The organism is Mycobacterium sp. AZCC_0083, assembly GCF_014202335.1.
Taxonomy (GTDB): Bacteria; Actinomycetota; Actinomycetes; order Mycobacteriales; family Mycobacteriaceae; genus Mycobacterium.
Genome location: NZ_JACHGP010000001.1, coordinates 246,928 through 272,736, shown reverse-complemented (window position 1 = coordinate 272,736; position 25,809 = coordinate 246,928). Strand labels below are relative to the sequence as shown.

Here is a 25,809-nt window from a genome sequence, read left to right as displayed (position 1 = left end):
CCCGCAGTCCAGAAGAACCGAGGAGACCCGTGTCCCGTAAGCCGCTGATCGCCGGCAACTGGAAGATGAACCTCAATCACTACGAGGCCATCGCCCTAGTGCAGAAGATCGCGTTCTCGTTGCCGGAGAAGTACTTCGCCAAGGTCGACGTCACCGTCATCCCGCCGTTCACCGATCTGCGCAGCGTGCAGACGCTGGTCGACGGCGACAAGCTCAAGCTCACCTATGGGGCGCAGGATCTGTCTCCGCACGACTCCGGCGCCTACACCGGCGACATCAGCGGTGCGTTCCTTGCCAAGCTCGGCTGCACGTTCGCGGTCGTCGGGCACTCCGAGCGCAGGACCTACCACGCCGAGGACGATGCGCTGGTGGCCGCCAAGGCCGCCGCGGCGTTCAAGCACGGCCTGACCCCGATCGTCTGCATCGGCGAGGGTCTGGAGATCCGCGAGGCAGGCAACCACGTCGCGCACTGCACCGATCAGCTCAGGGGCTCACTGGCCGGGCTGACCGCAGAACAGCTCACCACCATCGTCATCGCCTACGAGCCAGTGTGGGCGATCGGCACCGGCCGGGTCGCCAGCGCCGCCGACGCGCAGGAGGTGTGTGCAGCGATCCGCAAGGAACTCGCCGAGCTGTCCACTCCGGCCATTGCTGCAGGCGTACGGGTGCTCTACGGCGGATCGGTCAACGCCAAGAACGTCGGCGAGATCGTCGCGCAGGACGACGTCGATGGCGCCCTGGTCGGCGGGGCATCGCTGGACGGGGAGCAATTCGCGATCCTGTCCGCCATCGCCGCAGGCGGGCCGATTCCGTAAACCGGCGCGCCGCCCGGTATTCTGGCGCTCATGGTTTTCGCGCTGCAGATCACTCTGATCGTCACCAGTGTCTTGGTGGTGTTGCTGGTGTTGCTGCACCGTGCCAAGGGTGGCGGTCTGTCCACTCTGTTCGGCGGTGGCGTTCAGTCCAGCCTCTCGGGCTCGACCGTCGTCGAGAAGAACCTGGACAGGTTGACGTACTTCGTCACCGGTATCTGGGTCGTCTCGATCATCGGCGTCGCGCTGCAGATCAAGTACGGCGCCTAGCACCCGTCAGCCCCGCTCGCCTGGCCCAGCTCACGGTCAGGAATCACTCAGCAGCGCCCCTTAACATCGGCGCCGTGGCCGCGAACCTGCTGGGACTTCTGCGTGTCGGCGGCTTTTCCGCCGCACTTCTCTGTGTGAGTGCTGGCGTTGCCGCAGCGGATCCGCTGCCCGTCGCGGACGTGACCCAATCCGCGGACACCGACGATGGCTGGCACCTGAGTGCTGCGCTCACCAGAATGACCATCAACTCCGTGCCGAACATGGCCGCCACTGCCTTCACCAGGGAGGGGTTCGTCACGGGAAAGGCCGCCGCGACCATCGACGGCAACGGTGCGGTCGCGGTGAACTCGGGCACCCTCGTCTTCGGCCTGCAGCTGGGCTGTCAGATCGACCTCAGTGAGGGTGGGAGCGTCGGGGGAAACGCAGACATCGGGATCAACCCCGGCCTCGGGGCTGGTGACGCACTGAGCGACATCGGCCCCTACGCGGACCTTGGCGGCAACGTGTCGATCAACCTCCTTCCAGGGACGATCACGAACGTAGGTCTCGGCAAGAAGGCGCTCAAGGGCCGAACCGGCGAGATCGTCGTCCACGATGCGCACGTCAAGGTCGATGCCTGTGGTGGCGCGGTGTCGGTCCGGTTCTTCGCCACGGCGATGATCGACACCGACAGGTCCGATGACAGTGTCAACGCCTACGGGGACATCCTCTCGCTGTGAGCCCGTCCCGGATATCCGCTCGAAGGGCTGTCTTCGCGGCCGTGTTGGTCGCGGGGTGGGTCGCCGTGCTGCCGACAGGCGTCGCCGCCGCCGATTGCACCGTCGCCGGTGACTTCGGGGCAGGCGCCGGTTGTCCGCCTCCCGGCGACTCGTCGGGTTCGGGCAGCAGCGACAGCTGGCCCCCGACGGCCGTGGACTGGCCGCCGCCACAGAACTCGATCTCGGGCTCCGACGACGGCGGCAGCGGGGGCGCCACGGCCACGCCGATCGTCATGCCAGACGGGCAGAAGGCTCCGCCTGCGGTGCATTCCGAGTCGACGAGCACGTCCACCCCGGCCAAACCGATCGTCCCCGTGGGTGCGCCGTCCATCGGAACGGCCCCCACCACGATCGTGGCACCGGCTCCGTGAGCGGAACCTCACCATGCGCGGTATTCCAGGGGCGTCGATACTGGACACATGGCCGATGCTTCCGACACCGTGCTCGAACCCATCGGCTCAGTGCGCCGTACGCAAGTGGGTCGTGAAGCAACCGAGCCGATGCGGGAGGACATTCGGCTGCTGGGCACCATCCTCGGCGACACCGTCCGCGAGCAGAACGGCGACGCCGTGTTCGATCTCATCGAGCGCGCCAGGGTCGAGTCGTTCCGGGTTCGCCGCTCGGAGATCGATCGTGCCGAACTCGCTGGCCTATTCGACGGCATCGACGTGCATCAGGCCATCCCGGTCATCCGCGCCTTCACCCACTTCGCCCTGCTGGCCAACGTCGCCGAGGACATCCACCGGGAACGCCGCCGCGCCGTGCACGTCGCAGCGGGGGAGCCGCCACAGAACAGCAGCCTGGCCTCGACGTACCTGAAGCTGGAATCGGCCGACCTCGACTCCGCAACCGTCGCCGACGCGCTGACCGGCGCGCTGGTGTCGCCGGTGATCACCGCGCACCCCACCGAGACGCGGCGGCGCACCGTCTTCGACACCCAGCACCGCATCACCGAGTTGATGCGCCTGCGCCTGCGCGCGCACGGGCACAGCCACACCGACGACGGCCGCAGCATCGAACTCGAACTACGCCGCCACATCCTGGTGTTGTGGCAGACCGCGCTGATCCGGTTGTCCCGGTTGAAGATTCAAGACGAGATCGAAACCGGCCTTCGCTACTACCCTGCGGCCTTCTTCGAGGTCATCCCGCGGGTGAACGCCGAGGTCCGCGCGGCTCTACAGGCGCGCTGGCCGGATGCGCAGCTGCTCGAGGAACCGATCCTGCGGCCAGGCTCCTGGATCGGCGGCGACCGCGACGGCAACCCGAACGTCACCGCCGACGTGGTCCGGCTGGCCACCGGCAGCGCCGCCTACATGGCACTCGCCCACTACTTCGTCGAGCTCACCGCACTCGAGGAGGAACTCTCGATGTCGGTGCGGCTGGTGCAGATCAGCGACGAACTGGCCGCCCTTGCCGACACGTGCGCCGAGCCGGCCCGCGCGGACGAGCCGTACCGGCGGGCATTGCGCGTCGTGCACGGCCGCCTCACGGCCACCGCCGCCGAGATCCTCGACAGGCAACCCGAGCGGCTGCTCGACCTGGGCATGCCGCGATACGAGACGCCTGGCGAGCTGCTGGCCGACCTCGACGTGGTGGACGCCTCACTTCGGGCGAACGGCAGCGAAGTGCTTGCCGACGACCGGCTGGCCCGGTTGCGGGAAGCCGTGCGCGTCTTCGGTTTTCACCTGTCCGGTCTGGATCTACGGCAGAACTCCGACGTGCACGAGGAGGTCGTCGCCGAGCTGCTGGCCTGGGCCGGAGTGCATCCCGACTACCTGTCCCTGCCCGAGTCCGAGCGCGTCGAGGTGCTCGTCGCCGAGCTGGCCACGCGCAGGCCGCTTGTCGGCCCGGGAGCCGAACTGTCGGAGCTCGCCCGCAAGGAACTCGACATCGTGACGGCAGGCGCCCGCGCGGTGAAGGTGTTCGGGCCCAACGCGGTACCCAACTACATCATCTCCATGTGTCAGTCGGTGTCGGACATGCTCGAGGCGGCGATCCTGCTGAAGGAAGCCGGCCTGCTGGACGCATCTGGAGAGCATCCGTACAGCCCCGTCGGGATCGTGCCGCTCTTCGAGACCATCGACGACCTGCAGCGCGGCTCGGCGATTCTCGAGGCGGTACTGGACCTTCCGCTGTACCGCGCGTTGGTGCACGCTCGCGGTGAACACCAGGAGGTCATGCTCGGCTACTCGGACTCCAACAAGGACGGCGGTTACCTCGCGGCGAACTGGGCGCTCTACCGGGCCGAGCTGGATCTGGTGGAGTCGGCCCGCAAGACGGGAATCCGGTTGCGGCTCTTCCACGGTCGCGGCGGCACCGTCGGTCGCGGCGGTGGGCCAAGCTACGACGCCATCCTCGCGCAGCCGCCAGGAGCGGTGAAGGGGTCGCTGCGCATCACCGAGCAGGGTGAGGTGATCGCCGCCAAGTACGCCGAGCCGCGGACGGCACACCGCAACCTGGAGACGCTGCTCGCCGCGACGCTGGAGTCGACACTGTTGGACGTCGAGGGCCTTGGCGACGAGGCAGGCCCCGCCTACGAGGTGCTCGACGACCTGGCCGCAAGGGCACAGAAGGCGTACGGCGAACTGGTGCACGACACACCGGGTTTCGTCGAGTACTTCAAGGAATCCACCCCGGTGAGCGAGATCGGCGCGCTGAACATCGGCAGCCGCCCCGCCTCCCGCAAACCCACCACGTCGATCGCCGACCTGCGGGCCATCCCGTGGGTGCTGGCCTGGAGCCAGTCCCGCGTCATGCTGCCAGGGTGGTACGGCACCGGGACGGCGTTCGAGGACTGGATCGCGGCAGGCCCCGAAACCCCCGAGGCGCGGCTCAAGGTGCTTCAGGACCTCTACCAGCGGTGGCCGTTCTTCCGGACCGTGCTGTCCAACATGGCGCAGGTACTTGCCAAGGCCGACATGGGTCTGGCCGCGCGGTACGCGGAGCTGGTCGACGACGAAGCACTGCGGCACAGGGTGTTCGACAAGATCGTCGACGAGTACCAACGGACGCTACGGATGCACAAGCTGATCACCGGTCACGACGACCTGCTTGCCGACAACCCGGCGCTGGCCCGCTCGGTGTTCAACCGGTTCCCGTACCTCGAACCGCTGAACCACCTTCAGGTCGAGCTACTGCGGCGCTATCGCTCCGGTGACACCGAGGAACTCGTCCAGCGCGGCATCCTGCTGACCATGAGCGGGCTGGCCACCGCACTGCGCAATAGCGGCTAGGCCAGCATCCGACTCAAGTCGGCGACAGCGGCGTGCATGGCTGCCGCGGACGCGGGACTGCCGGTATGCCCGGCGTCGTCGATGAGCGCCAACTGCGCGGCCGGCCACGCCTTGGCGAGCTCCCACGCCGTTTGCGGTGGGCATCCTATGTCATTTCGCCCGTGGACCAGCCGTCCCGGGACGCCACTGATCCGGCCGACGTCGGCCAGCAGCTGACCGTCGCTCAACCAGGCCTGGTTCCCGAAGTAGTGGGCGCACAGTCGCACGAAGGCAATGCGGTCGAGACCCGTTCGGCTGCTGTAACTTCCGGGCGAGCCGGACGATTCGTGGGCGATCAGCGCGTCCTCCCACGTGCACCAGTCGTAGGCAGCCCGCTCGCGCACCCGCGGATCGGGGCTGCTGATGAGGCTGCCGTACGCGGCGATCAGCTCCGCGCTCGAGTCGCCGATGTCGCCCGCGCCCGCCCGAAAGGCATCCCACGCTTCGGGGAAGAGCCGTCCGGCGCCACGATAGAGCCAGTCGATCTCGTCGGGAGTCGTCGTGGTGACCGCCACCAGGAGCAGGCCGGAGACCCGGTGGGGGTGCCGTTGGGCGTAGGCGAGCGCGAGCGTCGACCCCCATGACCCGCCGTACACCAGCCAGCGTTCGACGCCCACCTGAACCCGGAGCCGCTCGATGTCGTCGACCAGGTGCCAGGTGGTGTTCGCGTCCAGCGCGACGTCGGGATCGGCCACGTTCGGCAGGCTCTCACCGCAACCGCGCTGATCGAACAGGACGAGCCGGAAGAGCTTCTGATCGAACAGCTTTCGGGTGCCGCGCGGACCACCTGCGCCGGGGCCGCCGTGGAGCAGTACCACTGGTATGCCGTCGGGATTGCCGTGAAGCTCCCAGTGGATGCGCTGGCCATCACCGACGTCGAGCAAAGTCCCTCACTTCAATAGATCGACGACCATGTCAGTCGGCATGACGACGTCCATCGCGATGCCGCGCGTGCGCACCTCCGCAGGCTCTGACCCCCACGCCTCGACGATCCGCGCGAACAACCCGTTGCGCGCAATCTCCGAATCATGCTGGAGCAGAGCATCTTCGATCACCGCAGCTACGTCGTCAAGGGCCGCCCGCTCGCCTCGCATCCCAGATGCGGCGACCGCGGCCATCGCATCAGGGTGCACGAACGCGTCCGACCCGTCGACCGTGTCGAACGCGGCGACCAGCCGCTCGAAGGCATCGCCGTCGGCGCAGCCAGGCCCGGCCCACGACGCCAGCCCCATCCGGTGCCCGAGCCGCCGGGTGAGCCCGAACAGGTCGACCGAGCCGCGTTCGCCAAGCTCGGCCTCGGTGGCGTCGAGTGCGTGCTCGAGATTGGCCAGGTATGACGACACGTCGTCGCGGCGGAACAACGACCCGGGTAGCGTGCGCCTGCCCGCGAATAGCTCGTCGGGCAGCTTGCGCCGCAACATCAGATAGTCGGCGACGCCCTTGCTCGCCGCTTCTTCCAGCAGCGCGTAGAACGACTCGACACCGGTCGGGGAGAACGTGAACAGGTAGTGGGTGCCGCCGCTGCGCAGCACGAACGAATCGCCACACGCGGTGCGTGCCGTGGCAACGGCGGCGACGGCGTCGTCGACGGGAACGTCCCAAGGCAATCCGACGCCGTCGGCAGTGGGAAGGACGTCCAGTGGTGACCGCACTCGGTCGGGAACCCTTACAGCCCGGTGGTCTTGCGTATCGCGTTGACCGCGCCGCGTACGGCATTCTCCGTCGCCGCCCACGGCGCGACCACCGATTCGCCGACACCCACGATGCGTTCGACGCGCTCCACGATCGCCTCGAGGCGGTCGACCATGCTGAACAGCCGTGGCGCCAATTCGTCGATGCGGGTGATGGTTTCGTTGAAGCGGTCCATCGTGGTGTCCAGGCCGACGGTCGTCTTGTCGAGGACGGTCAGCGTGTCGCCGAGGTCGGTGAGGATGGTCTCCACCATCTCGACCGTGACGTCGGCGTTCAGCGCAGCCTGGGTCAACGTCCTGATTCGCTGCCGTCCGGTGGCCGGCCGGGTGCGTCCACCAGTGCCGACGCCTTTGTCTGCCATGGACGTCAGTATTACAGGTTCGCCGCGGCGGCTTCGTCGAGCAGCCACACCGTGGCATCGCGTCCGATGGCGCCCGCCGCGGGCACGTCGACCGCTGCGGCGCCGCCTACTGCGGCAGCCACCGCGTCGGCCTTCTCCGCGCCCGCGACCACCAGCCACACCTCGCGTGAGCGCTGAACAGCGGGCAGCGTCAACGTGATGCGGCGCGGCGGCGGCTTGGGGGAGTCGGTCACTCCCACCACCAAGCGGGTGGTCTCGCTGACGGCAGGGGTGTGCGGGAACAGTGAGTTCACGTGGCCCTCGCCACCCATTCCGAGAAGGTGCACGTCGAAATCCGGTGCTGGCGCCCCGTCTGCGGCGGTGGCGGCCAGGACCTGCTCGTAGAACAGGGCGGCGGCGTCGATGTCGTCGCCGAACTCTCCGTCGCTTGCGGGCATCGCGTGCACGTTGGCCGCGGGCACGTCGATGTGGTCCAGCAGCGCCTCGCGGGCCTGTTTGTCGTTGCGGTCGTCGTCGTCCGCAGGCACGTACCGGTCGTCACCCCAGAACAGATGCACCTTCGACCAGTCGATCGCAGCACCATGCGCGCCGACGTGCTTGAGCAGCTTGACGCCCGTTCCGCCGCCGGTCAGGACGACGTACGCGACGCCGCGTGCATCGATGGCGCCAGTGATGGCGCCAACCAGCCGGTCGCCCACGGCGGAGACCAGGGCGTCGGCGTCGGCGTACTTCTCGATGACGGTCTCAGACATACTCCACCTTGTCGATGCCCTGCAGTGCGGACAAGTAGATCTCGTCGGCGTCGAGCCTGCGCATGTCCTCCGCCAGGCACTCCCGAGTTTCCCTGCGCGCCAACGGAAGTAGGGCCGCGGGCTTGGCGGTACGAGTCAGGGTGGCGGTGCGGCCGTCCTGTGGCCTGCTGAGCGTGATCGTCTCGCTGGCGCGGACCAACTCGACCTTCAGCTCGCCGACGGCCCGTTTCACCGGACCGTCGATCCGGCCGGCCAGCCAGCCAGCCAAGACGTCCAGGGCAGGTTCGGTCTTGAGACCGGACACCAGAGCCGACTGAATCGGCTCGTGGGGCCCCTGATCCAACGCCGAGGTCAGCATCGCCCGCCAGTAGGTGATGCGGCTCCACGCCAGGTCGGTGTCGCCAGGGGTGTAGCCCTCCAACCTGCTCTTGATGCAGGCAAGCGGATCGGTCCCGTACGTCGCATCGGTGATCCGACGGATCGCCAACTGGCCCAACGGATCCTGAGCCGGCACCCGGGGGGCAACGTCAGGCCACCAGGCCACCACCGGCGTGTCCGGCAGCAGGAAGGGTGTCACGACGCTACTGGCCTGCGCGGCCAACGGTCCGTACAGCTTGAGCACCACGACCTCACCGGCGCCGGCGTCGTGGCCTACCCGAATCTGGGCATCCAGCTGGGCGTCTGCGGCATCGCGGTCCACGGCGAAGACCACGATCACCCGGCAGGGGTGCTCACGGCTGGCGGCGTTGGCCGCCTCGATGGACTCCTCGAGGATGGCCTCGCTGTCCGGCGCGATGACCAGGGTCAACACCCTGGCCATCGTGAACGCGCCACCTTCTTCGCGCAGCCCGTCGAGCTTCTTGTTGACCACGTTTGTCGTGGTGGCTTCCAGATCGACGATCATCAGTGTCCTCGGTTCTTCGCGCAAGCGCTCATCACGGCCGCTCGGTGTTCCGCGCAAGCGCTTGTCATGGCCGCCGCCATTCCCGGCCGGTCCGCTGCAACATCTCGAACGCCGAATCCGGCCCCCAGCCACCCGATTCGTACGGGTCGGGCTTGCCGTGCGCCGTCCAGTACTCGAGCGCGGGATCAAGGATCTCCCAGGACAATTCGACCTCCTGGTTCACGGGGAACAACGACGGCTCGCCGAGCAGGACGTCGAGAATCAAGCGTTCGTATGCTTCGGGGGAGTCCTCGGCGAACGCCGACCCGTAGGAGAAGTCCATGTTGACGTCGCGGACCTCCATGGCATGCCCCGGCACCTTCGAGCCGAACCGCAGCGTGATGCCCTCGTCGGGCTGCACCCGAATGACCAACGCGTTCTTGCCCAGTTCGTCGGTCATGGTGGCGTCGAACGGCAGATGCGGGGCGCGCTTGAAGACGAGAGCGATCTCGGTCACCCTGCGGCCCAGTCGCTTTCCGGTGCGGAGGTAGAACGGGACACCCGCCCAGCGCCTGGTGTCGACCTCCAACGTGATCGCGGCGAAGGTCTCGGTGGTGGAGGTCTTGGAGAAGCCCTCCTCCTCGAGGAGCCCGACCACCTTCTCGCCGCCCTGCCAACCGGCGGTGTACTGACCGCGGGAGGTGTTCTCGCCCAAGGGCTCCACCAGCTTCGTCGCCGAAAGCACCTTGATCTTCTCGGCCTGCAACTCCGAGGGCTTGAAGCTGACCGGCTCTTCCATCGCGGTGAGTGCCAGCAGCTGGGTCAGGTGGTTCTGGATGACGTCTCTGGCGGCGCCGACACCGTCGTAGTAACCTCCACGCCCGCCAAGCCCGATGTCCTCGGCCATCGTGATCTGGACGTGGTCGACGTAGTGGGCGTTCCAAATCGGATCGAACAGCTGGTTGGCGAAGCGCAGCGCAAGGATGTTCTGCACCGTCTCCTTGCCAAGGTAGTGGTCGATGCGGAACACCGACGTCTCGGGAAAGACGCTGTTGACCACTTTGTTGAGCGAGCGGGCACTGTCCAGATCGTGACCGAACGGCTTCTCGATCACGACGCGGCTCCACCGGTCGCCTTCGGGTCTGGCCAGCCCGGACTTGGACAGCTGCTCGCACACCGAGGGAAAGGCCTTCGGCGGAATCGACAGGTAGAAGGCGTGATTGCCACCGGTCCCGCGCTCGGCATCGAGCTTGGCCAGGGTTTCGGACAGCCGCTCGAAGGCCTTGTCGTCGTCGAATTCGCCTTGGGCGAAGCGGATGCCCTCACTCAGTCGGTCCCAGACCTCCTGACGGAAGGGCGTGCGCGCGTGTCCCTGCACTGCCTTGAGCACGACGTCGGCGAAGTCCTGGTCACTCCAGTCCCGACGGCCGAACCCGACCAGAGAGAACGTGGGCGGAAGAAGCCCGCGGTTGGCGAGGTCGTAGATCGCGGGCATCAGCTTCTTGGTGGCCAGATCGCCGGTCACTCCGAAGATCACCACCGCACACGGACCCGCGATGCGCGGTAACCGCTTGTCGCGCTTGTCCCGCAGCGGGTTGATCCAGTCGGAACCCGATGTCATTTGCCGGCTGCGTCGAGCTGACCCTGGGTTGCGTCGATCAGCTCCAGCCACGATTTCTCGAACTTCTCCACGCCCTCGTTCTCCAGCACCAGGAAGACGTCGGTCAGGTCGATGCCGATGGCCTCCAGCTTGTCGAAGACCTCCTGTGCCGCCTCCGACGTGCCCGAGATCGTGTCACCGGTGATGACGCCGTGATCGGCCACGGCATCCATGGTCTTCTCGGGCATCGTGTTGACGGTGTTCGGCGCCACCAGTTCGGTGACGTACAGCGTGTCGGAGTAGTCGGGGTTCTTCACGCCGGTCGACGCCCAGAGCGGGCGTTGCACGCGCGCCCCTTCGGCCTTGAGGACCTCATACTGGGCGCCGCCGACGAACACGTCCTCGTAGGCCTTGTACGCCAGTCGCGCGTTGGCCACGCCGGCCTGTCCGCGCAGCGCGAGTGCCTCGTCGCTGCCGATCGTCTCCAGCCTTGCGTCGATCTCGGTGTCGACGCGTGAGACGAAGAACGATGCGACGGAGTGGATCTTGCTCAGGTCGTGGCCGGCTTCCTTGGCCTTCTCCAGTCCGGCGAGATAGGCGTCCATGACGGCTTCGTGCCGCTCGACGGAGAAGATCAGCGTGACGTTGACCGAGATGCCCTCGGCGATGACGGCGGTGATCGCAGGCAGCCCGGCCTTGGTGGCCGGGATCTTGATCAGCACGTTGGGCCGGTCGACGATCTTCCACAACTCGATGGCTTGCAGGATGGTCTTGTCGGTGTCGTGGGCGAGACGCGGGTCCACCTCGATGGACACCCGGCCGTCGACGCCGCCCGACGCCTCGTAGACCTTGGCCAGGACGTCGCAGGCGTTGCGGACATCGTCGGTGGTGACCGTGCGGATGGTGGCGTCGACGTCGGCGCCGCGCTCGGCAAGCTCGGCCACCTGGGCGTCGTAGGCGGTGCCCTTCGACAGCGCAGCCTGGAAGATCGACGGGTTGGTGGTGACGCCGACGACGCTGTGGGTGTCGATCAGGTTCTGCAGGTTGCCGGTCTGCAGACGCTCACGCGAGAGGTCGTCGAGCCATACGGACACGCCTGCGGCACTCAGCGCCGCGAGGTTCGGGTTCTGAGTCATGGGGTGCTCCTTAGTACTTCGGTTTGATGTGTCAGTTGTCCATTGATCGTTCCGCGGCGGCCACCACGGCTTCCGGGGTGAATCCGAACTCACGGAACAACGTCTTGTCGTCGGCCGAAGCGCCGTAGTGCTCGATCGAGACGATCTCGCCGGTGTCACCGACGAGTTTGTGCCAGCTCTGCGCGATGCCGGCCTCCACCGCCACGCGCGCCGACACCTCGGGGGGCAGCACGCTGTCGCGGTACTCCTTGGGCTGGCTCTCGAACCATTCCACGCAGGGCATCGAGACGACGTAGGCGGTGATGTCCTTCTCCGCCAACTGCTTACGTGCCTCCACCGCCAACTGAAGCTCGGAGCCGGTGCCGATGATGATCACGTCGGCGTCGTCGGCGGGGTTACCGCCGCCAAGCACGTAGCCGCCCTTGGCCACGCCCTCGGAGTCGGTGCCCTCCAGAACTGGAATGCCCTGCCGGGTCAGGATGAAACCGACCGGCCCGCTACTCGCGCCTCGCGCCACGATGGTGCGCCACGCGTATGCCGTCTCGTTCGGATCGCCTGGCCGCACCACCGACAGGTTGGGGATCGCGCGCAACGCGGCGAGGTGCTCGACCGGCTGGTGGGTCGGCCCGTCTTCACCAAGACCGATTGAGTCGTGCGTCCAGACGTAGATGGTGTCGATGTCCATCAATGAGGCCAACCGCACCGCTGGCCGCATGTAGTCGGAGAACTGCAGGAAGGTGCCGCCGAAGGCGCGGGTCGGCCCGTGCAGGACGATGCCGGACAGGATCGAGCCCATCGCGTGTTCGCGGATGCCGAAGTGCAGCACCCGGCCGTACCAGTCCGCGGTGTAGTCCTTGGTCGAGATGGACGGCGGCCCGAACGAGTTCACCCCCTCGATGGTGGTGTTGTTGCTGCCCGCCAGATCTGCTGAGCCGCCCCATAGTTCGGGCAGCTTCGGCGCTACGTCGTTGAGCACCTTGCCGAATGCGGCGCGGGTGGCCAGCGGCTTGGAGCCGGGCTCCCAGTAGGTCAGGTCGGCGTCCCAACCCTCTGGCAGTTCCTGGGCCAACAGTCGATCCAGCAGCTTCTTTCGCTCGGGCTCGCGCTCGGCCCACGCGTCGAATCCCGGTTGCCACTTCTCGTGCGCCTCGCGGCCGCGGTCCACCAGCTTGCGGGTGTGCTCGATGACTTCGTCGCGCACCTCGAAGGTCTTGTCGGGATCGAAGCCGAGCACGCGCTTGGTGGCGGCCACTTCCTCTTCGCCGAGCGCGGACCCGTGCACCCCACCGGTGTTCATCTTGGTTGGTGCGGGGTAGCCGATGATCGTGCGCAGCGAGATGAACGACGGCTTGTCGGTAACGGCCTTCGCCGCCTCGATGGCCGCCTCGATGCCGACGACGTTCTCGCCGCCCTCGACCTCCTGCACGTGCCAGCCGTAGGCGCGGTATCTGTCGGGCACGTTCTCGGAGAGCGCGATGTTGGTGTCGTGCTCGATCGAGATCTGGTTGTGGTCGTAGAACACGATGAGGTTGCCGAGTTCCTGGGTGCCTGCCAGTGACGATGCCTCGCTGGTCACCCCTTCCTCCATGTCGCCGTCCGAGGCGATGACGTAGATGAAGTGGTCGAACGGGCTGGTGCCCGGTGCGGCGTCCGGATCGAAGAGGCCGCGCTCGTAGCGTGATGCCATCGCCATGCCGACCGCCGAGGCGAGGCCCTGGCCCAGCGGTCCCGTGGTGATCTCCACGCCTGGGGTGTGCCGGAACTCCGGATGCCCTGGCGTCTTGCTGCCCCACGTACGCAGCGCCTCGATGTCGGCGAGCTCAAGGCCGAATCCGCCAAGGTAGAGCTGGATGTAGAGGGTGAGGCTGGAGTGCCCGCAGGACAACACGAAGCGGTCCCTGCCCAACCAGTGCAGGTCGCTCGGGTCGTGGATCATCTGGCGCTGGAACAACGTGTACGCCAACGGCGCCAGGCTCATCGCCGTGCCAGGATGCCCATTGCCGACCTTCTGCACGGCGTCGGCGGCAAGCACCCGAACGGTGTCGACGGCGAGGGAGTCGACGTCGGTCCAATCGTCCGGATGGTTGGGGCGGGTGAGGGCGGAGATCTCTTCCACTGTGGTCACGTATTAACCCCTCGGGTCGGCAGGTTGGTCCATCAATACCCTAGTGCGGAACGCTATGGCGTTGCAGACCGCATTGGCCAAGTTGTCCGGGCGTTCACCCGAACCGACCCTGAGTTGTCGGATGCCCCGGAACGCGGTCTACCATCGTCTGTAGTAGAAGCTGCGCGCTGCCGCGAAACACCGAGGAGACAACTGCGTGAGCATTCGCGAGCGCCGTTTTTTTCACGAGGCGCCTGGCCGCACGGGCACCACGCTCTTGGCCTATATCGCGCTGACCAAGCCGCGGGTGATCGAGCTGTTGCTCGTCACTGCCATCCCGGCGATGCTGCTTGCCGATCGCGGCACCGTGAACCCCCTGCTGATTCTCAACACCCTGGTTGGCGGCCTGCTGGCCGCGGCGGGCGCCAACACCCTGAACTGCGTCGCCGACGCCGACATCGACAAGGTAATGAAGCGAACCGCGCGGCGCCCGTTGGCGCGCGAGTCCGTGCCAACCCGGCACGCGCTGATCTTCGGCCTGGTGCTGTCCGTTGGCTCGTTCGCCTGGCTGTGGTGGACCACCAACCTGCTGTCGGGCCTATTGGCCGTCGCGACGATCTTGTTCTACGTCTTCGTCTACACGCTGCTGCTGAAGCGCCGCACCTCGCAGAACGTGGTGTGGGGCGGCGCGGCAGGCTGCATGCCCGTGATGATCGCCTGGTCCGCGGTGACGGGGACCATCCAGTGGCCTGCGCTGGTGATGTTCGGGATCATCTTCTTCTGGACGCCACCGCACACCTGGGCGCTGGCGATGCGCTACAAGGACGACTACAAGGCCGCAGGCGTGCCGATGCTGCCGACGGTGGCCACCGAACGGCAGGTCACCAGGCAGATCCTGATCTACACCTGGCTGACCGTGCTGACCACCCTGGCGCTCGCGTTGGTCACCGGCTGGCTGTACGCGTCGGTCGCGCTGATCGCGGGCGCGTGGTTCCTGGTGATGGCCCACCAGCTGTACTCGGGGGTCAAGCGCGGTGAGCCCGTGAAGCCGCTGCGGCTGTTCCTTCAGTCGAACAACTACCTTGCCGTCGTGTTCTGCGCACTGGCTGTCGACTCCGCGCTGGCCCTGCCGACGGTGTTGGGGCACTAACACCCGCTAGCTCGTGTCCCAGCCTCCGCGCCGGCCGAGCTTGGTCTGGCCACGACGCTTCTTGTCCTCGATCCTGCGCTCCTTCGAGCCCCTGGTCGGCTTGGTCGGCCTGCGGATCGGGGGAGGTGCGGTCGCGGCGTCGCGAAGCAGGCGCGCCATCCGCTCGCGGGCGGCGGCGCGGTTCTGGAGCTGCGCGCGATGCTCACTCGCCGCCACCCTGAGCACGCCGTCCGAGAGACGCCCCTCGAGTCGGCGCAGCATTCGAGGGCGCAACCACTCCGGTACCGCAGGCGAACGGGCCACGTCGAACGACAGCTCGACCCGGCTGTCCGCCGTGTTCACCCCCTGCCCGCCGGGGCCGGAGGACCTGGAGAAGCGTTCGCTCAAGTCGGACGCGGGAATTACCATGGCCCGCGACACGATCAGGTCCTCGGCCACGTCGACAAGGTTAGAGCGGTGCCTGGCCTTACGGCACAAGGACCACCGAGCCGACCGTCTTGCGGCCCTCCAGGTCGCGGTGGGCGTCGGCGGCGTCCGACAGTGGGTACCGGTTGCTCACCGTGACGTCGATGGTGCCCTGCGAGATCGCGTCGAGCAGTTCACCCGCGCGCCAGCCGAACTCGTCGGCGGTGCGGGAGTGGTGCGCCAGGGTCGGCCGCGTCAGGAAGACCGAACCGGCAGCGTTGAGCCGCTGCGGATCGACCGGTGGCACCGGCCCGCTCGCCGCGCCGAACAGGGCGAGTGTGCCGCGCACCGCGAGGCTGGCCAGGCTGGCGTCGAACGTCGACGCGCCAACCCCGTCGTACACCGCCGCCACCCCTTGGCCCCCGGTGAGCTCCCGGATCCGAGCACCGAACTCGGCCGCGCCGCCTTCGCTCTCGCTGGGGTAGTCGAGCACCTCGATCGCGCCGGCCTTGCGAGACAACTCGCCCTTCTCCCGCGTCGACACCGTGGTGATCACCCGCACGGCCAGGCTGGTGGCCCATTGCGTCAGGATCAGGCCGACGCCGCCGGCCCCGGCGTGCAGCAGAACGGTATCGCCCTGCTGCACGGGGTAGGTGGACTTGATCAGGTAGTGGGCGGTCATGCCCTTCAGTAGCGACGAAGCGGCGACTTCTGCGGGCACGGCGTCGGGCACGTACGCCACGAAATCGGCTGGTGCCAAACAGAATTCGGCGTAGCCGCCGTCGGCCTGTGCAGTGACCACCCGGTCGCCGACGCTCAGGGCGGCGACGTCGTCACCGACCGCGGCGATGGTGCCGCACACCTCGGTGCCTACGACGAAGGGCGTCGGTCGCGGGTAGAGGCCGGCCCGGAAGTAGGTGTCGATGAAGTTGACGCCGATCGCCTCCGCCTTGATCAGCACCTGGCCGGGGCCGGGTGAGGGCTCCGGGCGTTCGACGTAATTCAGGACTTCTGGATCACCGGTTTCGGCGACTTCGATGACGTACATACGACCTATCATTCCAAGGTGAAACTCGCCAGGCCCAACGTTCGCCATCCGCACATCGTCTTCGCAGGTTGTCGCGCTCTCGTGGAGGGTGACGGCGACGATTCGGGGTTGGTGGAGGCGCTGCGGGCACGCGGCCTGCACGCCCGCTGGCTGTCCTGGGACGATCCCGACACCGAGCGCACCGACGTGGTGGTGTTGCGTGCCACGTGGGACTACATCGACCGGCTCGACGAATTCCTCGCATGGACGCGACGGGTGCCCAACCTGCTGAACGCGCCGGACGTGGTGGCCTGGAACACCGACAAGCGGTACCTGGCCGACCTGGCCGCGGCCGGGGTGCCGACGGTGCCGAGCCGGTTCTTCGCCCCTGGCGAGCGGCTGAGCCTGGACGGTGGGGAAGTCGTCGTGAAACCGGCGGTCGGTGCGGGATCGGTTGGCGCGCAACGGTTCACCGATCCAGATGCGGCGCGGGAGCACGCCGCGACGCTGCAGGATGCTGGGCGCACCGTGCTGGTGCAGCCCTACGACCCGCGGATCGCCGACGGCGAGACTGCGATGGTGTTCCTCGCGGGCGAGCAGTCCCACGCGTTTACCAAGGGGCCGATCCTGCCGCCGCCGGGGCACCGGCCCGAGTTCGACGATTCCGGCACGTACGCCGAGGAGTCGCTGCAGGCCGCCGAGCCCGACTTCGAGCTGTGGGACGTCGGCCACGCCGCGCTGGCGGCCGCAGGCGCCCACCTTGGCATCGCGCCGTCGGAGTTCCTCTACGCCCGCGTCGACGTCATCGGCGGACCTCGGGATCCGCGGCTGCTGGAACTGGAGCTGGTCGAGCCGTCGCTGGGCTGGCGGCAGATCGACGAGGTAGACCGCGCAAGGCAGCAGCGCGCATTCGCCCTTGGAGTCGAGTCAGCCCTCGACCGGCTTGGGCTCGGCCCGTTCTCGCATCGAGGCCCATAGCGCCGCGGTGGCTGCCGTGCACGCGGCCGCCCCCGCGACGTGCACGGCGACCAGCGCCGCGGGCACGCCCGTGAAGAACTGCACCGTCCCGACCATTCCCTGCGCGCACACCAACACCAGTAGCACCCACAGGCGCAGCACCACCGGCTTCGGCGCGCGCACCGCACCCAGGGCGAAGCCAAGGCCGACGATCAAGGCCAGGTAGGCCACCAACAGCGAGCTGTGCACATGCACCAGCGTGGTGATCTCGACCTGCAGTCGCGGCACCGGCTGTTCGACGCTCTTGTCGCCTGCGTGTGGCCCGGCGCCCGTCACGAGCGTGCCGCTGACGAGTTGCGCTGCCAGCACGACGGCCGTCAACGCGGTCAATTGCCGCAACGGTCTTGGCACCACGGGCGTCGACACGCCATCGTCGGGTTCACCGATCTTGACGTACAGCAGCACTGCCAGCCAGACCATCGTCATCGACGCGACGAGGTGGATCGCGACCGTCCACCACAGCAAGCCGGTCAGTACCGTGATCCCGCCCATGACGGCCTGCGCGACCGTCGAGGCAGGCATCAGCCACGCGTAGACCAGCACCTCGCGCCGGCGGCGGGCACGGGTCACCGTCAGCAGTGCAAGGGCCGCGGTGAGTACGACGAGGAAGGTGATCATCCGGTTGCCGAACTCGACAACCTGATGGACGACGGCGACTTCGGCGTGGGGGACCGGTGTGAAGCTGCCTGGGAAGCACTGTGGCCAGGTGGGACAGCCGAGGCCGGACGCGGTGACGCGGACGATGGCGCCGGTGACGGCGATACCGCCCTGGGTCAGCACGACCGTGGCGGCCACCAGCCGTTGCGTTCGCAGGCTCGGCATGGGCAGCACGTCCACCAGCCGCAGCAAGAACCGTCCGACGGGCACCGACCGATCGTAAAGGAACCTCAACTACAGAATGTAGTAGGGCTCGACTTCTGTCCGTCTTGCTCCTCACGTGCGCGGTGCCGAGTTGGACGGTTACATGAAGTCATGTCCGCACAGCTCGCCCTCCTCAGCATTCTCGGTACCTTGGCCATCGGCGCGATCAGCCCTGGGCCGAGCTTCGTCGTCGTGGTGCGCGCCGCCGCCGCGCTGTCGCGGCGCGACGGATTGGCATCGGCGCTGGGCATGGGACTCGGTGGGATGGTCTTCTCGGGCCTCGCGCTCGGCGGACTGCAGGCGCTGCTGATGCAGGTCGACTGGCTGTACATGGCGCTGAAGGTGGCTGGCGGCACTTATCTCGTCTACCTCGGCATCCGGCTCTGGCGCGGGGCACGAACGCCGCTTGCCGTCGCGGCCGACGACGGGCGGCCTGCGACCGGTGGATGGCGCCGATCCTTCGTAGTCGGGCTTGCGACTCAGCTCAGCAATCCGAAGACGGCGATCTGGTACGCGAGCATCTTCGCGGCGTTCCTTCCCGCCCAGATTCCCGTGTGGATGTTCTGGGCGTTGCCGCCGCTGACCTTCGCCGTCGAAATGGGTTGGTACACCATCGTTGCGGTGCTCTTCTCCTCGTCCCGGCCACGTGCGGTCTATCTGCGCGGGAAGCACTGGATCGATCGCGTGGCAGGCGGTGTGGTCACCGCATTGGGCGGCAGGCTGATCGTCGAGGCGCTGCGCGCGACGCCTGCGGCGGTGCTCAGGTGAAGCGGAACCAGCGCAGCGCGCAAAGGGCCGCGACCCCGCCCCACACCGCGAGCACCGCAATGCCGAACCAGTCCACGGACGGCATCATCGCCTGAGTCAATGCCTCGGTCAGGGCGCCGGAAGGAGTCAGCCTGGCCACCCATTTCACGCCGTGCGAGACCATGCCACCGCCGAGCGTCAGGGCGCCGAGGCCTGCGAAGACGAACCACAGCAGGTTGGCCACCGCCAGCACGATCTCGGCGCGCAGGGTGCCGCCCAACAGCAGCCCCAGTGCGGCGAATCCGGCCGTTCCGAGCGCGATGATCACCGCGCCCAACGCCAGCCCGGCGATCGCCGGCCGCCAGCCCAGCGCAAAGCCGATGGCGCCCAACAGAATCGACTGCAGGAACACCACGGTGACGACGGCAAGCGACTTGCCTGCGATGATTCCCCACACCGGAAGCGCGGTCGCACCCAATCGCTTCAGCGCGCCGTAACGCCGGTCGAAGGCCACCGCGATGGCCTGGCCGGTGAAGGCCGTCGAGATCACGGCGAGCGCCATGATCGCTGGGACGAAGCTGGCTGCCCGGTTGTCCCCGAACGAGCCGAGGGGCAGCAGTGTCAGTCCGATCAGCAGCGTGATCGGGATGAACATCGTCAGCAGCAGCTGTTCACCGTTGCGCAGCAACAGCTTCAGCTCGAGGCGGAACTGCGCGGCCAGCATCTTGGGCACCGTCGCGGGTCGCGGGTCGGGGGTGAAGGTGCCTGGTGCAAAGCGGTTGTGTAGCGAAGTCATAATCCTCGGTTCCTCGCGCAAGCGCTCGTCACGGTCGCAGCTCCCGTCCCGTGAGATCGAGGAAGACGTTCTCGAGGCTGCGCTGTTCGACGCGCATGTCGGTGGCCAGCACGTCGAGCCGCGCGCACCATGCGGTGACGGTGGCCAGTACCTGCGGGTCGACGTGGCCCTCGACCAGGTACTCGCCTGGCGTCGTCTCGACCGTCCGATAGTCCTCGGGCAGGGCCGAAATCAGCAGTGAGAGATCGAGTTTCGGGGGAGCGGAGAAGCGCAGCTGGTTCTCGGCGCCGCGCCCCATCAGCTCGGCGGGAGTCCCTGCGGCCACCGCGGCGCCGTGGTCGATGATCACCAACCGGTCCGCGAGCTGCTCGGCCTCGGACAGCTGGTGGGTGGTGAGGACCACCGTGACGCCGTCGCGGCGCAGTCCGTCGATCAACTCCCACACCACGATTCGCGCGTGCGCGTCCATGCCTGCGGTCGGCTCGTCGAGGAACACCAGCTCCGGCCTGCCCACCACGGCGCACGCCAGCGCGAGGCGTTGCTGCTGGCCGCCGGACAGCCGCCGATAGGTGGTGCGGGCGGACTCGGTAAGGCCGAGGGTGTCCATCAACCATGCGGGGTCGAGCGGGTTGGCCGAGTAGGCGGCGACCAGATCGAGCATCTCCCTGGCCCGCGCCGCCGGATAGCCGCCGCCACCCTGCAGCATCACGCCGATGCGTTCACGCAGCTGGGCGTTGTCGGCGATGGGATCGAGGCCGAGGACTTCGATGGTGCCGGAGTCGGGCCGGGTGAACCCCTCGCACATCTCGATGGTGGTTGTCTTGCCCGCGCCGTTCGGCCCGAGCAGCGCAAGCACCTCGGCCCGCTGCACGTCGAGATCGAGCCCGTCGACCGCCGTCGTCGACCCGAACCGCTTGCTCACCCCGCGTATGAGCACTGGGATTTCCGACGAGCGCTCGCGCGAGGAGCGGCTAACGGCAGAACGGGACGTCACGGGTACTCAGCGTAAGCGTCAGGTTTGGCGGCCGGTGTCGGCGGTGGTCGCGACTCTTCCCCGCTGGAGGGTTCCTGCGGTGGCCCGGTGCCGTTGACGTCGGGCAGTGGGCGCCAGGGCAGCCTGCGGTAGGTGATCGCGATCAGGATGGCCACGATGACGAGGCTCGCCAGCGTCGCGTCGAGGATCTGGAACAAGGCGAACCGGTCGCCGTTGGCCGTCGGCCCGAAAATACCCACCACCAGGCTGCTTGCGATGGCGGTACCGCGGAAACCCGGCCGCGTCGCCCAGGTCGCCAGCGGGATGATCGCCCACAGCAAGTACCAGGGCTGCACCACCGGGAACAGCAGCACGGTCGCACCCAGTGCGACGCCGAGGCCGCCGACCGGGTGCAGCCGGCCACGCAACACGGCCAGCAGCAGGTAGGAGACCAGAATTGCGATGAGGATCACACCGATGGCACGGGTCAGGCCAAGGATCGCGGTGGTGTGGTCGCCGAGTCCGAGCAGGATGCCCACCTGACCGGTGCCGAGGGCGAGCAGGGTCGGTGGCGACATCCACGACCGGACCACGTTCGCGGTGCCGAGGGTGAACAGCCAGCCGAAGCCAAGCCCGCTGGCCCAGCCGATCAGCACCGTCACCATGACCGCGATCGCCGTCACCAGCCCGCCCGCCCTCACGAAGGCCCGAAACGTTCCGCCCCACTTGCACGCCAGAGCCATCGCAACGAACCCCACTGCCAGCAGCGACGGCAGCTTCACCTGCGACGACATGGTGATCAGCGTGGTCCCTGCGACCAACATCACCAGCGGCATCCACGTCATCCAGTCGGCACGGTCCTGTGGCCAGTGCAGAGGACGCGGCAACAGGGGACCCGCGGGGTGGTTGTCGCGAGTACGGCTGATGGCGCGCAGGGCGAACTCGGTGCCCGCCAGCATCAGACCCAGCATCAGGGCTTCGTTGTGGATGCCCGCGACGAGATGCATGAGCAGCAGCGGGTTGCACGGTCCGAGCCACAGTGCGCTGACCTCGGCCACCCCGCACCGCCGCGCCAAACGCGGTGTGGCCCAGACGATCAGGCCCACGCCGAACAGCACCACGATCCGGTGGCACAGCACCGCGGCAACGATGTTCTCGCCCGTCAGCTCCGAGATGCCACGGCCCAGCCACAAGAACAGCGGCCCGTACGGCGCAGGCGTCTCGCGCCACATGTTCGGCACCGACAGCGTGAACACGTGGTCAAGGCCAAGCCCCGGCGCAGGCCCCACGCGATACGGGTCGAGCCCGAGCAACGAGATCTGACTCTGTGCGAGATAGGAGTAGACGTCCCTGCTGTACATCGGCGGCGCGATCAGCAGCGGCAGCGCCCACAGCAGCAGGGTGCGGTCCATCTGGCTGCGCGACATGCGGCGGCTGCCCAGCGCGAAGCGGCCAAGCATCAGCCACGCCAGCGCCATCATCACCGCGCCGGTGGTGGTCATGGTCAGCGAGACGGTCTGGATGCGGGACGGCAGGTTCAGCAGCCGCACCCCGAACGTGGGATCCTGGACGACGGGACGAGCGCCCGCACCGAGGGCCCCGATCGCCATCAATACGGTGCCCGTCGCGCCGAAGACGCGGGTGCGACGCAGCGCGGCCACCTCGCTCGCGACGAGCGGCGACCCTACGGTGGACTCATCGGCGTGCCAGCGGGCGACGGCCGAGCTGAGGGACCGTAGGCGGGCTGCCATCAGAGCAGCGTAACCGGCGGGGTTCTGGGGGCCTGCCTGGTAAGGGTTGCCTTGCTAGCCCCGCTTCGCTAATTCCGTCACAATGGTGTTGTGAAATTAAGTTTGGAGTCTTCGAGCGTGGCCGTTGCCGCGCCGACCTCCGACGGTCACACCAGGAAGGCGATCGTCCAGCTGTTGCTGGAGGGCCCCGTCACGGCGAGTCAGATCGGTGACCGGCTTGGCATTTCGGCGGCGGGCGTGCGTCGTCACCTCGATGCGCTCATCGATAATGGTGACGCCGAGTCCAACGCCGCGGCCAGCTGGCAGCACAACGGCAGGGGCAGGCCCGCCAAGCGGTACCGGCTCACGGCGGCTGGGCGCGGGAAGCTCGAGCACACCTACGACGACCTCGCGGTCGCGGCCATGCGTCAGCTGCGCGAGATCGGTGGCGACGAAGCGATCCAGACGTTCGCGCGCAGGCGCATCGACACGATCCTGGCCGGGGTGACCGACGCCTCCGACGGTGACGTCAAGGGTGCCGCCGACCGGGTTGCCACCGCCCTCACCGAGGCGGGCTACGCGACCACCACCACGCCGGTCACCGGACCGCTTGGCGGCGTGCAGATCTGTCAGCACCACTGCCCGGTTTCACACGTGGCAGAGGAGTTCCCGGAGCTGTGCGAGACCGAACGCGAAGCCTTCGCCGAGATCCTGGGCACCCACGTCCAGCGGCTGGCCACCATCGTCAACGGCGACTGTGCGTGCACCACCCACGTACCGCTCGGTCCCGAGAAGCCATCCACCATTCGGCGCTCAGCCCGCGCCGAAGCCACCACCACCCAGCAAGGAGTGTCGACATGACGACCACCCCGGATGCCCTTACCCAAGAGGAAGCCATTGCCTCCCTTGGCAATTACGGCTACGGCTGGTCCGACTCGGACGTCGCGGGCGCCAGCGCGCAGCGTGGTCTGAGTGAGGCCGTGGTGCGGGACATCTCGGCCAAGAAGAGCGAGCCCGAGTGGATGCTCGACGTCCGGCTCAAGGCGCTGCGCACCTTCGGCAAGAAGCCGATGCCGAACTGGGGCTCCGACCTCGAGGGCATCCACTTCGACAACATCAAGTACTTCGTGCGGTCGAGTGAGAAGCAGGCTGCCACGTGGGACGACCTGCCCGCCGACATCAAGAACACCTACGACCGGCTCGGCATCCCCGAGGCGGAGAAGCAGCGGCTGGTCTCCGGTGTCGCTGCCCAGTACGAGTCCGAGGTGGTCTACCACTCGATCCGTGAAGACCTCGAGGCGCTCGGCGTCATCTTCCTCGACACCGACAGCGCGCTGAAGCAGCATCCCGAGATCTTCAAGCAGTATTTCGGCACCGTGATTCCGGCAGGGGACAACAAGTTCTCCGCGCTCAACACCGCGGTGTGGTCGGGCGGATCGTTCATCTACGTGCCGAAGGGTGTGCACGTCGACATCCCGCTGCAGGCCTACTTCCGGATCAACACCGAGAACATGGGTCAGTTCGAGCGCACGCTGATCATCGTCGACGAGGACGCCTACGTGCACTACGTCGAGGGCTGTACCGCTCCGATCTACAAGAGCGACTCGCTGCACTCGGCCGTCGTCGAGATCATCGTGAAGCCCGGCGGCCGTTGCCGTTACACCACCATCCAGAACTGGTCGAACAACGTCTACAACCTGGTGACCAAGCGGGCCAGGGCCGAGGCGGGCGCCACCATGGAGTGGGTCGACGGCAACATCGGCTCGAAGGTGACCATGAAGTACCCGGCGGTGTGGATGACCGGCGAGCACGCCAAGGGTGAGGTGCTCTCCGTGGCGTTCGCCGGCGAGGGCCAGCACCAGGACACCGGCGCCAAGATGCTGCACCTCGCGCCGAACACGTCGAGCAACATCATCTCGAAGTCCGTCGCGCGTGGCGGCGGCCGGACGTCCTACCGCGGCCTCGTTCAGGTCAACAAGGGCGCGCACGGCTCCAAGTCGAGCGTGAAATGCGATGCGCTGCTGGTCGACTCGATCAGCCGCAGCGACACCTACCCGTATGTCGACATCCGCGAGGACGACGTCACGATGGGTCACGAGGCGACCGTGTCCAAGGTCAGTGCGGACCAGCTGTTCTACCTGATGAGCCGCGGCATGACCGAGGACGAGGCCATGGCGATGGTGGTGCGCGGCTTCGTGGAGCCGATCGCCAAGGAGCTCCCGATGGAGTACGCGCTCGAGCTGAACCGGCTCATCGAGCTTCAGATGGAAGGCGCAGTCGGATAGTGACCCAGAATTTGACTGAGGCTGCCGAAGGGATCATCAAGAACAAGGGCGAGATGTTCGCCTCGTTCGACGTCAACGCCTTCGAGGTGCCCGGCGGTCGTGACGAACTGTGGCGGTTCACCCCGCTCAAGCGACTGCGTGGCCTGCACGACGGGTCAGCGCCCGCGACCGGAAGTGCACTCATCGAGGTCGTCGAGCAGCCGGGCGTGACGGTGGAGACCGCCCGTCGGGGCGACGAGCGTCTCGGCCAGGCCGGCGTTCCCGCTGACCGCGTTGCAGCGCAGGCGTTCTCGTCGTTCAACCAGGCGACGATCGTCACCGTGGCACGGGACACCGAGGTGGCCGAGCCCATCGAGATCACCGTCACCGGTCCCGGCGCGGGTGCGACGGCGTACGGCCACCTGCAGATCCGCGTCGAGGAGCTGTCGAGGGCCACCGTGGTCGTCGACCTGCGAGGCAGCGGAACGTACGCCGACAACGTGGAGATCATCGTCGGCGACTCGGCGAATGTCGGTGTGATCTGGATTGCCGACTGGGCCGACGACATGGTGCACGTGAGTTCCCATCACGCACGATTGGGCAAGGACGCGGTTCTCGGACACGTCGCCGTCACGCTCGGCGGTGAGGTCGTCAGGACCTCGGCGACGGTGCGGTTCGCCGGCCCCGGCGGCGACGCGCAGCTGCTCGGTACCTACTTCGCCGACGACGGTCAGCACTTCGAGTCGCGGCTACTGGTCGATCACTCGCAGCCCAACTGCAAGTCCGACGTGCTGTACAAGGGTGCGCTGCAAGGTGATCCGGATTCCAAGCTGCCCGACGCCCATACCGTGTGGATCGGCGACGTGCTGATCCGTGCAGAGGCCACCGGCACCGACACCTACGAAGCGAACCGCAACCTGGTGCTCACCGACGGCGCCCGCGCCGATTCGGTGCCCAACCTCGAGATCGAGACAGGCGAGATCGTCGGCGCCGGGCACGCCAGTGCGACAGGACGTTTCGACGACGAGCAGCTGTTCTACCTGCGTGCCCGCGGCATCCCGGAAGAGCAGGCCCGTCGACTCGTCGTGCGCGGCTTCTTTGGCGAGATCATCGCCAAGATCGCCGTTCCCGCGGTGCGTGAGCGCCTCACCGACGCCATTGAACGAGAACTAGCCATCACCGAATCGAAGAGTAGCTGA

At 67.4% G+C, this 25,809-nt stretch carries 25 protein-coding genes; 11 read left to right on the top strand and 14 right to left on the bottom strand.

Annotation, left to right across the window (positions count from 1 at the left end; genetic code table 11):
* Positions 1-29 precede the first annotated feature (29 nt).
* The 5 genes from tpiA to ppc all read left to right on the top strand — a co-directional run bounded on the left by tpiA (position 30) and on the right by ppc (position 5,073).
* Positions 30-815 carry a triose-phosphate isomerase gene (gene tpiA / locus HNP02_RS01265; protein ID WP_184433365.1) on the top strand — a complete coding sequence of 262 codons (786 nt, stop codon included), beginning with the start codon at positions 30-32 and terminating at the stop codon, positions 813-815.
* 30 nt (positions 816-845) lie between these two features.
* Positions 846-1,082: a preprotein translocase subunit SecG gene (secG, locus tag HNP02_RS01260; protein WP_184433364.1), complete on the top strand. Its 237-nt coding sequence runs from the start codon at positions 846-848 to the stop codon at positions 1,080-1,082.
* A gap of 134 nt (positions 1,083-1,216) precedes the next feature.
* On the top strand, positions 1,217-1,801 hold the full coding sequence (locus HNP02_RS01255) for an MspA family porin (protein WP_184434903.1): 585 nt from the start codon (positions 1,217-1,219) through the stop codon (positions 1,799-1,801).
* Positions 1,798-2,211 (top strand): hypothetical protein, encoded by a 414-nt coding sequence (locus HNP02_RS01250; protein ID WP_184433361.1) that lies wholly within the window; start codon positions 1,798-1,800, stop codon positions 2,209-2,211. The genes HNP02_RS01255 and HNP02_RS01250 overlap by 4 nt, the downstream gene beginning before the upstream one ends.
* Before the next feature lie 48 nt (positions 2,212-2,259).
* Positions 2,260-5,073 (top strand): phosphoenolpyruvate carboxylase, encoded by a 2,814-nt coding sequence (ppc, locus tag HNP02_RS01245; RefSeq protein ID WP_184433358.1) that lies wholly within the window; start codon positions 2,260-2,262, stop codon positions 5,071-5,073.
* Here the strand turns inward: ppc and pip are convergent.
* From pip to tkt, 8 genes are all read right to left on the bottom strand, one after another.
* Entirely contained in the window at positions 5,070-5,996 is a 927-nt protein-coding gene (pip, locus tag HNP02_RS01240; RefSeq protein WP_184433354.1) for a prolyl aminopeptidase, read from the bottom strand. The genes ppc and pip overlap by 4 nt on opposite strands.
* Positions 5,997-6,002: 6 nt before the next feature.
* Positions 6,003-6,764, bottom strand: a complete 762-nt coding sequence (locus HNP02_RS01235) for a hypothetical protein (RefSeq protein WP_184433352.1) — start codon at positions 6,762-6,764, stop codon at positions 6,003-6,005.
* 14 nt (positions 6,765-6,778) lie between these two features.
* Positions 6,779-7,165, bottom strand: coding sequence for an ATPase (locus tag HNP02_RS01230; protein WP_184433348.1), 387 nt, complete (start codon positions 7,163-7,165; stop codon positions 6,779-6,781).
* A gap of 11 nt (positions 7,166-7,176) precedes the next feature.
* Positions 7,177-7,917 carry a 6-phosphogluconolactonase gene (gene pgl / locus HNP02_RS01225; RefSeq protein ID WP_184433347.1) on the bottom strand — a complete coding sequence of 247 codons (741 nt, stop codon included), beginning with the start codon at positions 7,915-7,917 and terminating at the stop codon, positions 7,177-7,179.
* The gene (opcA, locus tag HNP02_RS01220) at positions 7,910-8,821 is read right to left on the bottom strand and encodes a glucose-6-phosphate dehydrogenase assembly protein OpcA (RefSeq protein WP_184433344.1); all 912 of its coding nucleotides are present in this window, start codon (positions 8,819-8,821) and stop codon (positions 7,910-7,912) included. The genes pgl and opcA overlap by 8 nt, the downstream gene beginning before the upstream one ends.
* Before the next feature lie 64 nt (positions 8,822-8,885).
* Entirely contained in the window at positions 8,886-10,421 is a 1,536-nt protein-coding gene (zwf, locus tag HNP02_RS01215; RefSeq protein WP_184433342.1) for a glucose-6-phosphate dehydrogenase, read from the bottom strand.
* Positions 10,418-11,536: a transaldolase gene (gene tal, locus HNP02_RS01210; RefSeq protein ID WP_184433341.1), complete on the bottom strand. Its 1,119-nt coding sequence runs from the start codon at positions 11,534-11,536 to the stop codon at positions 10,418-10,420. Before tal ends, zwf begins: the two co-directional genes overlap by 4 nt.
* Before the next feature lie 31 nt (positions 11,537-11,567).
* Entirely contained in the window at positions 11,568-13,661 is a 2,094-nt protein-coding gene (tkt, locus tag HNP02_RS01205) for a transketolase (protein ID WP_184433338.1), read from the bottom strand.
* 196 nt (positions 13,662-13,857) lie between these two features.
* On the opposite strand from tkt, the gene HNP02_RS01200 reads away from it, so the two are divergent.
* Complete coding sequence (locus HNP02_RS01200; protein ID WP_184433335.1) at positions 13,858-14,790, top strand: heme o synthase; 933 nt, start codon at positions 13,858-13,860, stop codon at positions 14,788-14,790.
* Positions 14,791-14,796: 6 nt separating this feature from the next.
* On the opposite strand, the gene arfB is transcribed toward HNP02_RS01200, so the two are convergent.
* Both arfB and HNP02_RS01190 read right to left on the bottom strand, forming a co-directional pair.
* Positions 14,797-15,228 (bottom strand): alternative ribosome rescue aminoacyl-tRNA hydrolase ArfB, encoded by a 432-nt coding sequence (arfB, locus tag HNP02_RS01195; protein ID WP_309241359.1) that lies wholly within the window; start codon positions 15,226-15,228, stop codon positions 14,797-14,799.
* A gap of 28 nt (positions 15,229-15,256) precedes the next feature.
* Positions 15,257-16,243 (bottom strand): quinone oxidoreductase, encoded by a 987-nt coding sequence (locus HNP02_RS01190; RefSeq protein WP_184433332.1) that lies wholly within the window; start codon positions 16,241-16,243, stop codon positions 15,257-15,259.
* Between the two features lie 18 nt (positions 16,244-16,261).
* Between HNP02_RS01190 and HNP02_RS01185 the strand changes: the two genes are divergently transcribed.
* Positions 16,262-17,200 (top strand): RimK family alpha-L-glutamate ligase, encoded by a 939-nt coding sequence (locus HNP02_RS01185; RefSeq protein ID WP_184433329.1) that lies wholly within the window; start codon positions 16,262-16,264, stop codon positions 17,198-17,200.
* Here the strand turns inward: HNP02_RS01185 and HNP02_RS01180 are convergent.
* The gene (locus HNP02_RS01180; RefSeq protein WP_184434897.1) at positions 17,150-18,061 is read right to left on the bottom strand and encodes a heme A synthase; all 912 of its coding nucleotides are present in this window, start codon (positions 18,059-18,061) and stop codon (positions 17,150-17,152) included. The two genes, HNP02_RS01185 and HNP02_RS01180, sit on opposite strands and share 51 nt — an antisense overlap.
* 150 nt (positions 18,062-18,211) lie before the next feature.
* On the opposite strand from HNP02_RS01180, the gene HNP02_RS01175 reads away from it, so the two are divergent.
* Positions 18,212-18,868, top strand: coding sequence for a LysE family translocator (locus HNP02_RS01175; RefSeq protein ID WP_184433326.1), 657 nt, complete (start codon positions 18,212-18,214; stop codon positions 18,866-18,868).
* Here the strand turns inward: HNP02_RS01175 and HNP02_RS01170 are convergent.
* Genes HNP02_RS01170 through mptB form a run of 3 tightly spaced genes read right to left on the bottom strand, consistent with a single transcriptional unit; the run spans position 18,861 to position 22,367 of the window.
* The gene (locus tag HNP02_RS01170) at positions 18,861-19,643 is read right to left on the bottom strand and encodes an ABC transporter permease (RefSeq protein ID WP_184433323.1); all 783 of its coding nucleotides are present in this window, start codon (positions 19,641-19,643) and stop codon (positions 18,861-18,863) included. The two genes, HNP02_RS01175 and HNP02_RS01170, sit on opposite strands and share 8 nt — an antisense overlap.
* Positions 19,644-19,671: 28 nt before the next feature.
* Positions 19,672-20,586, bottom strand: coding sequence for an ABC transporter ATP-binding protein (locus HNP02_RS01165; protein ID WP_375373631.1), 915 nt, complete (start codon positions 20,584-20,586; stop codon positions 19,672-19,674).
* 47 nt (positions 20,587-20,633) lie between these two features.
* Entirely contained in the window at positions 20,634-22,367 is a 1,734-nt protein-coding gene (gene mptB, locus HNP02_RS01160) for a polyprenol phosphomannose-dependent alpha 1,6 mannosyltransferase MptB (protein WP_184433317.1), read from the bottom strand.
* Positions 22,368-22,484: 117 nt separating this feature from the next.
* Between mptB and HNP02_RS01155 the strand changes: the two genes are divergently transcribed.
* From HNP02_RS01155 to sufD, 3 genes are read left to right on the top strand one after another with little or no spacing between them, the layout of a single operon-like run.
* Positions 22,485-23,207 carry a transcriptional regulator gene (locus HNP02_RS01155; RefSeq protein WP_309241358.1) on the top strand — a complete coding sequence of 241 codons (723 nt, stop codon included), beginning with the start codon at positions 22,485-22,487 and terminating at the stop codon, positions 23,205-23,207.
* The gene (gene sufB, locus HNP02_RS01150) at positions 23,204-24,631 is read left to right on the top strand and encodes a Fe-S cluster assembly protein SufB (protein ID WP_184433311.1); all 1,428 of its coding nucleotides are present in this window, start codon (positions 23,204-23,206) and stop codon (positions 24,629-24,631) included. Before HNP02_RS01155 ends, sufB begins: the two co-directional genes overlap by 4 nt.
* A 53-nt stretch (positions 24,632-24,684) precedes the next feature.
* Positions 24,685-25,809 carry a Fe-S cluster assembly protein SufD gene (sufD, locus tag HNP02_RS01145; protein WP_184434894.1) on the top strand — a complete coding sequence of 375 codons (1,125 nt, stop codon included), beginning with the start codon at positions 24,685-24,687 and terminating at the stop codon, positions 25,807-25,809.

Bases quoted from the DNA above. Each gene is read 5' to 3' on its own strand.
- sufB (WP_184433311.1), top strand. From the start codon at position 23,204: ATGACGACCACCCCGGATGCCCTTACCCAAGAGGAAGCCATTGCCTCC.
- secG (WP_184433364.1), top strand. From the start codon at position 846: ATGGTTTTCGCGCTGCAGATCACTCTGATCGTCACCAGTGTCTTGGTG.
- pgl (WP_184433347.1), bottom strand. From the start codon at position 7,917: ATGTCTGAGACCGTCATCGAGAAGTACGCCGACGCCGACGCCCTGGTC.
- HNP02_RS01230 (WP_184433348.1), bottom strand. From the start codon at position 7,165: ATGGCAGACAAAGGCGTCGGCACTGGTGGACGCACCCGGCCGGCCACC.
- opcA (WP_184433344.1), bottom strand. From the start codon at position 8,821: ATGATCGTCGATCTGGAAGCCACCACGACAAACGTGGTCAACAAGAAG.
- tal (WP_184433341.1), bottom strand. From the start codon at position 11,536: ATGACTCAGAACCCGAACCTCGCGGCGCTGAGTGCCGCAGGCGTGTCC.
- HNP02_RS01190 (WP_184433332.1), bottom strand. From the start codon at position 16,243: ATGTACGTCATCGAAGTCGCCGAAACCGGTGATCCAGAAGTCCTGAAT.
- HNP02_RS01180 (WP_184434897.1), bottom strand. From the start codon at position 18,061: ATGCCGAGCCTGCGAACGCAACGGCTGGTGGCCGCCACGGTCGTGCTG.
- zwf (WP_184433342.1), bottom strand. From the start codon at position 10,421: ATGACATCGGGTTCCGACTGGATCAACCCGCTGCGGGACAAGCGCGAC.
- HNP02_RS01175 (WP_184433326.1), top strand. From the start codon at position 18,212: ATGTCCGCACAGCTCGCCCTCCTCAGCATTCTCGGTACCTTGGCCATC.
- HNP02_RS01170 (WP_184433323.1), bottom strand. From the start codon at position 19,643: ATGACTTCGCTACACAACCGCTTTGCACCAGGCACCTTCACCCCCGAC.
- ppc (WP_184433358.1), top strand. From the start codon at position 2,260: ATGGCCGATGCTTCCGACACCGTGCTCGAACCCATCGGCTCAGTGCGC.
- mptB (WP_184433317.1), bottom strand. From the start codon at position 22,367: ATGGCAGCCCGCCTACGGTCCCTCAGCTCGGCCGTCGCCCGCTGGCAC.
- sufD (WP_184434894.1), top strand. From the start codon at position 24,685: ATGTTCGCCTCGTTCGACGTCAACGCCTTCGAGGTGCCCGGCGGTCGT.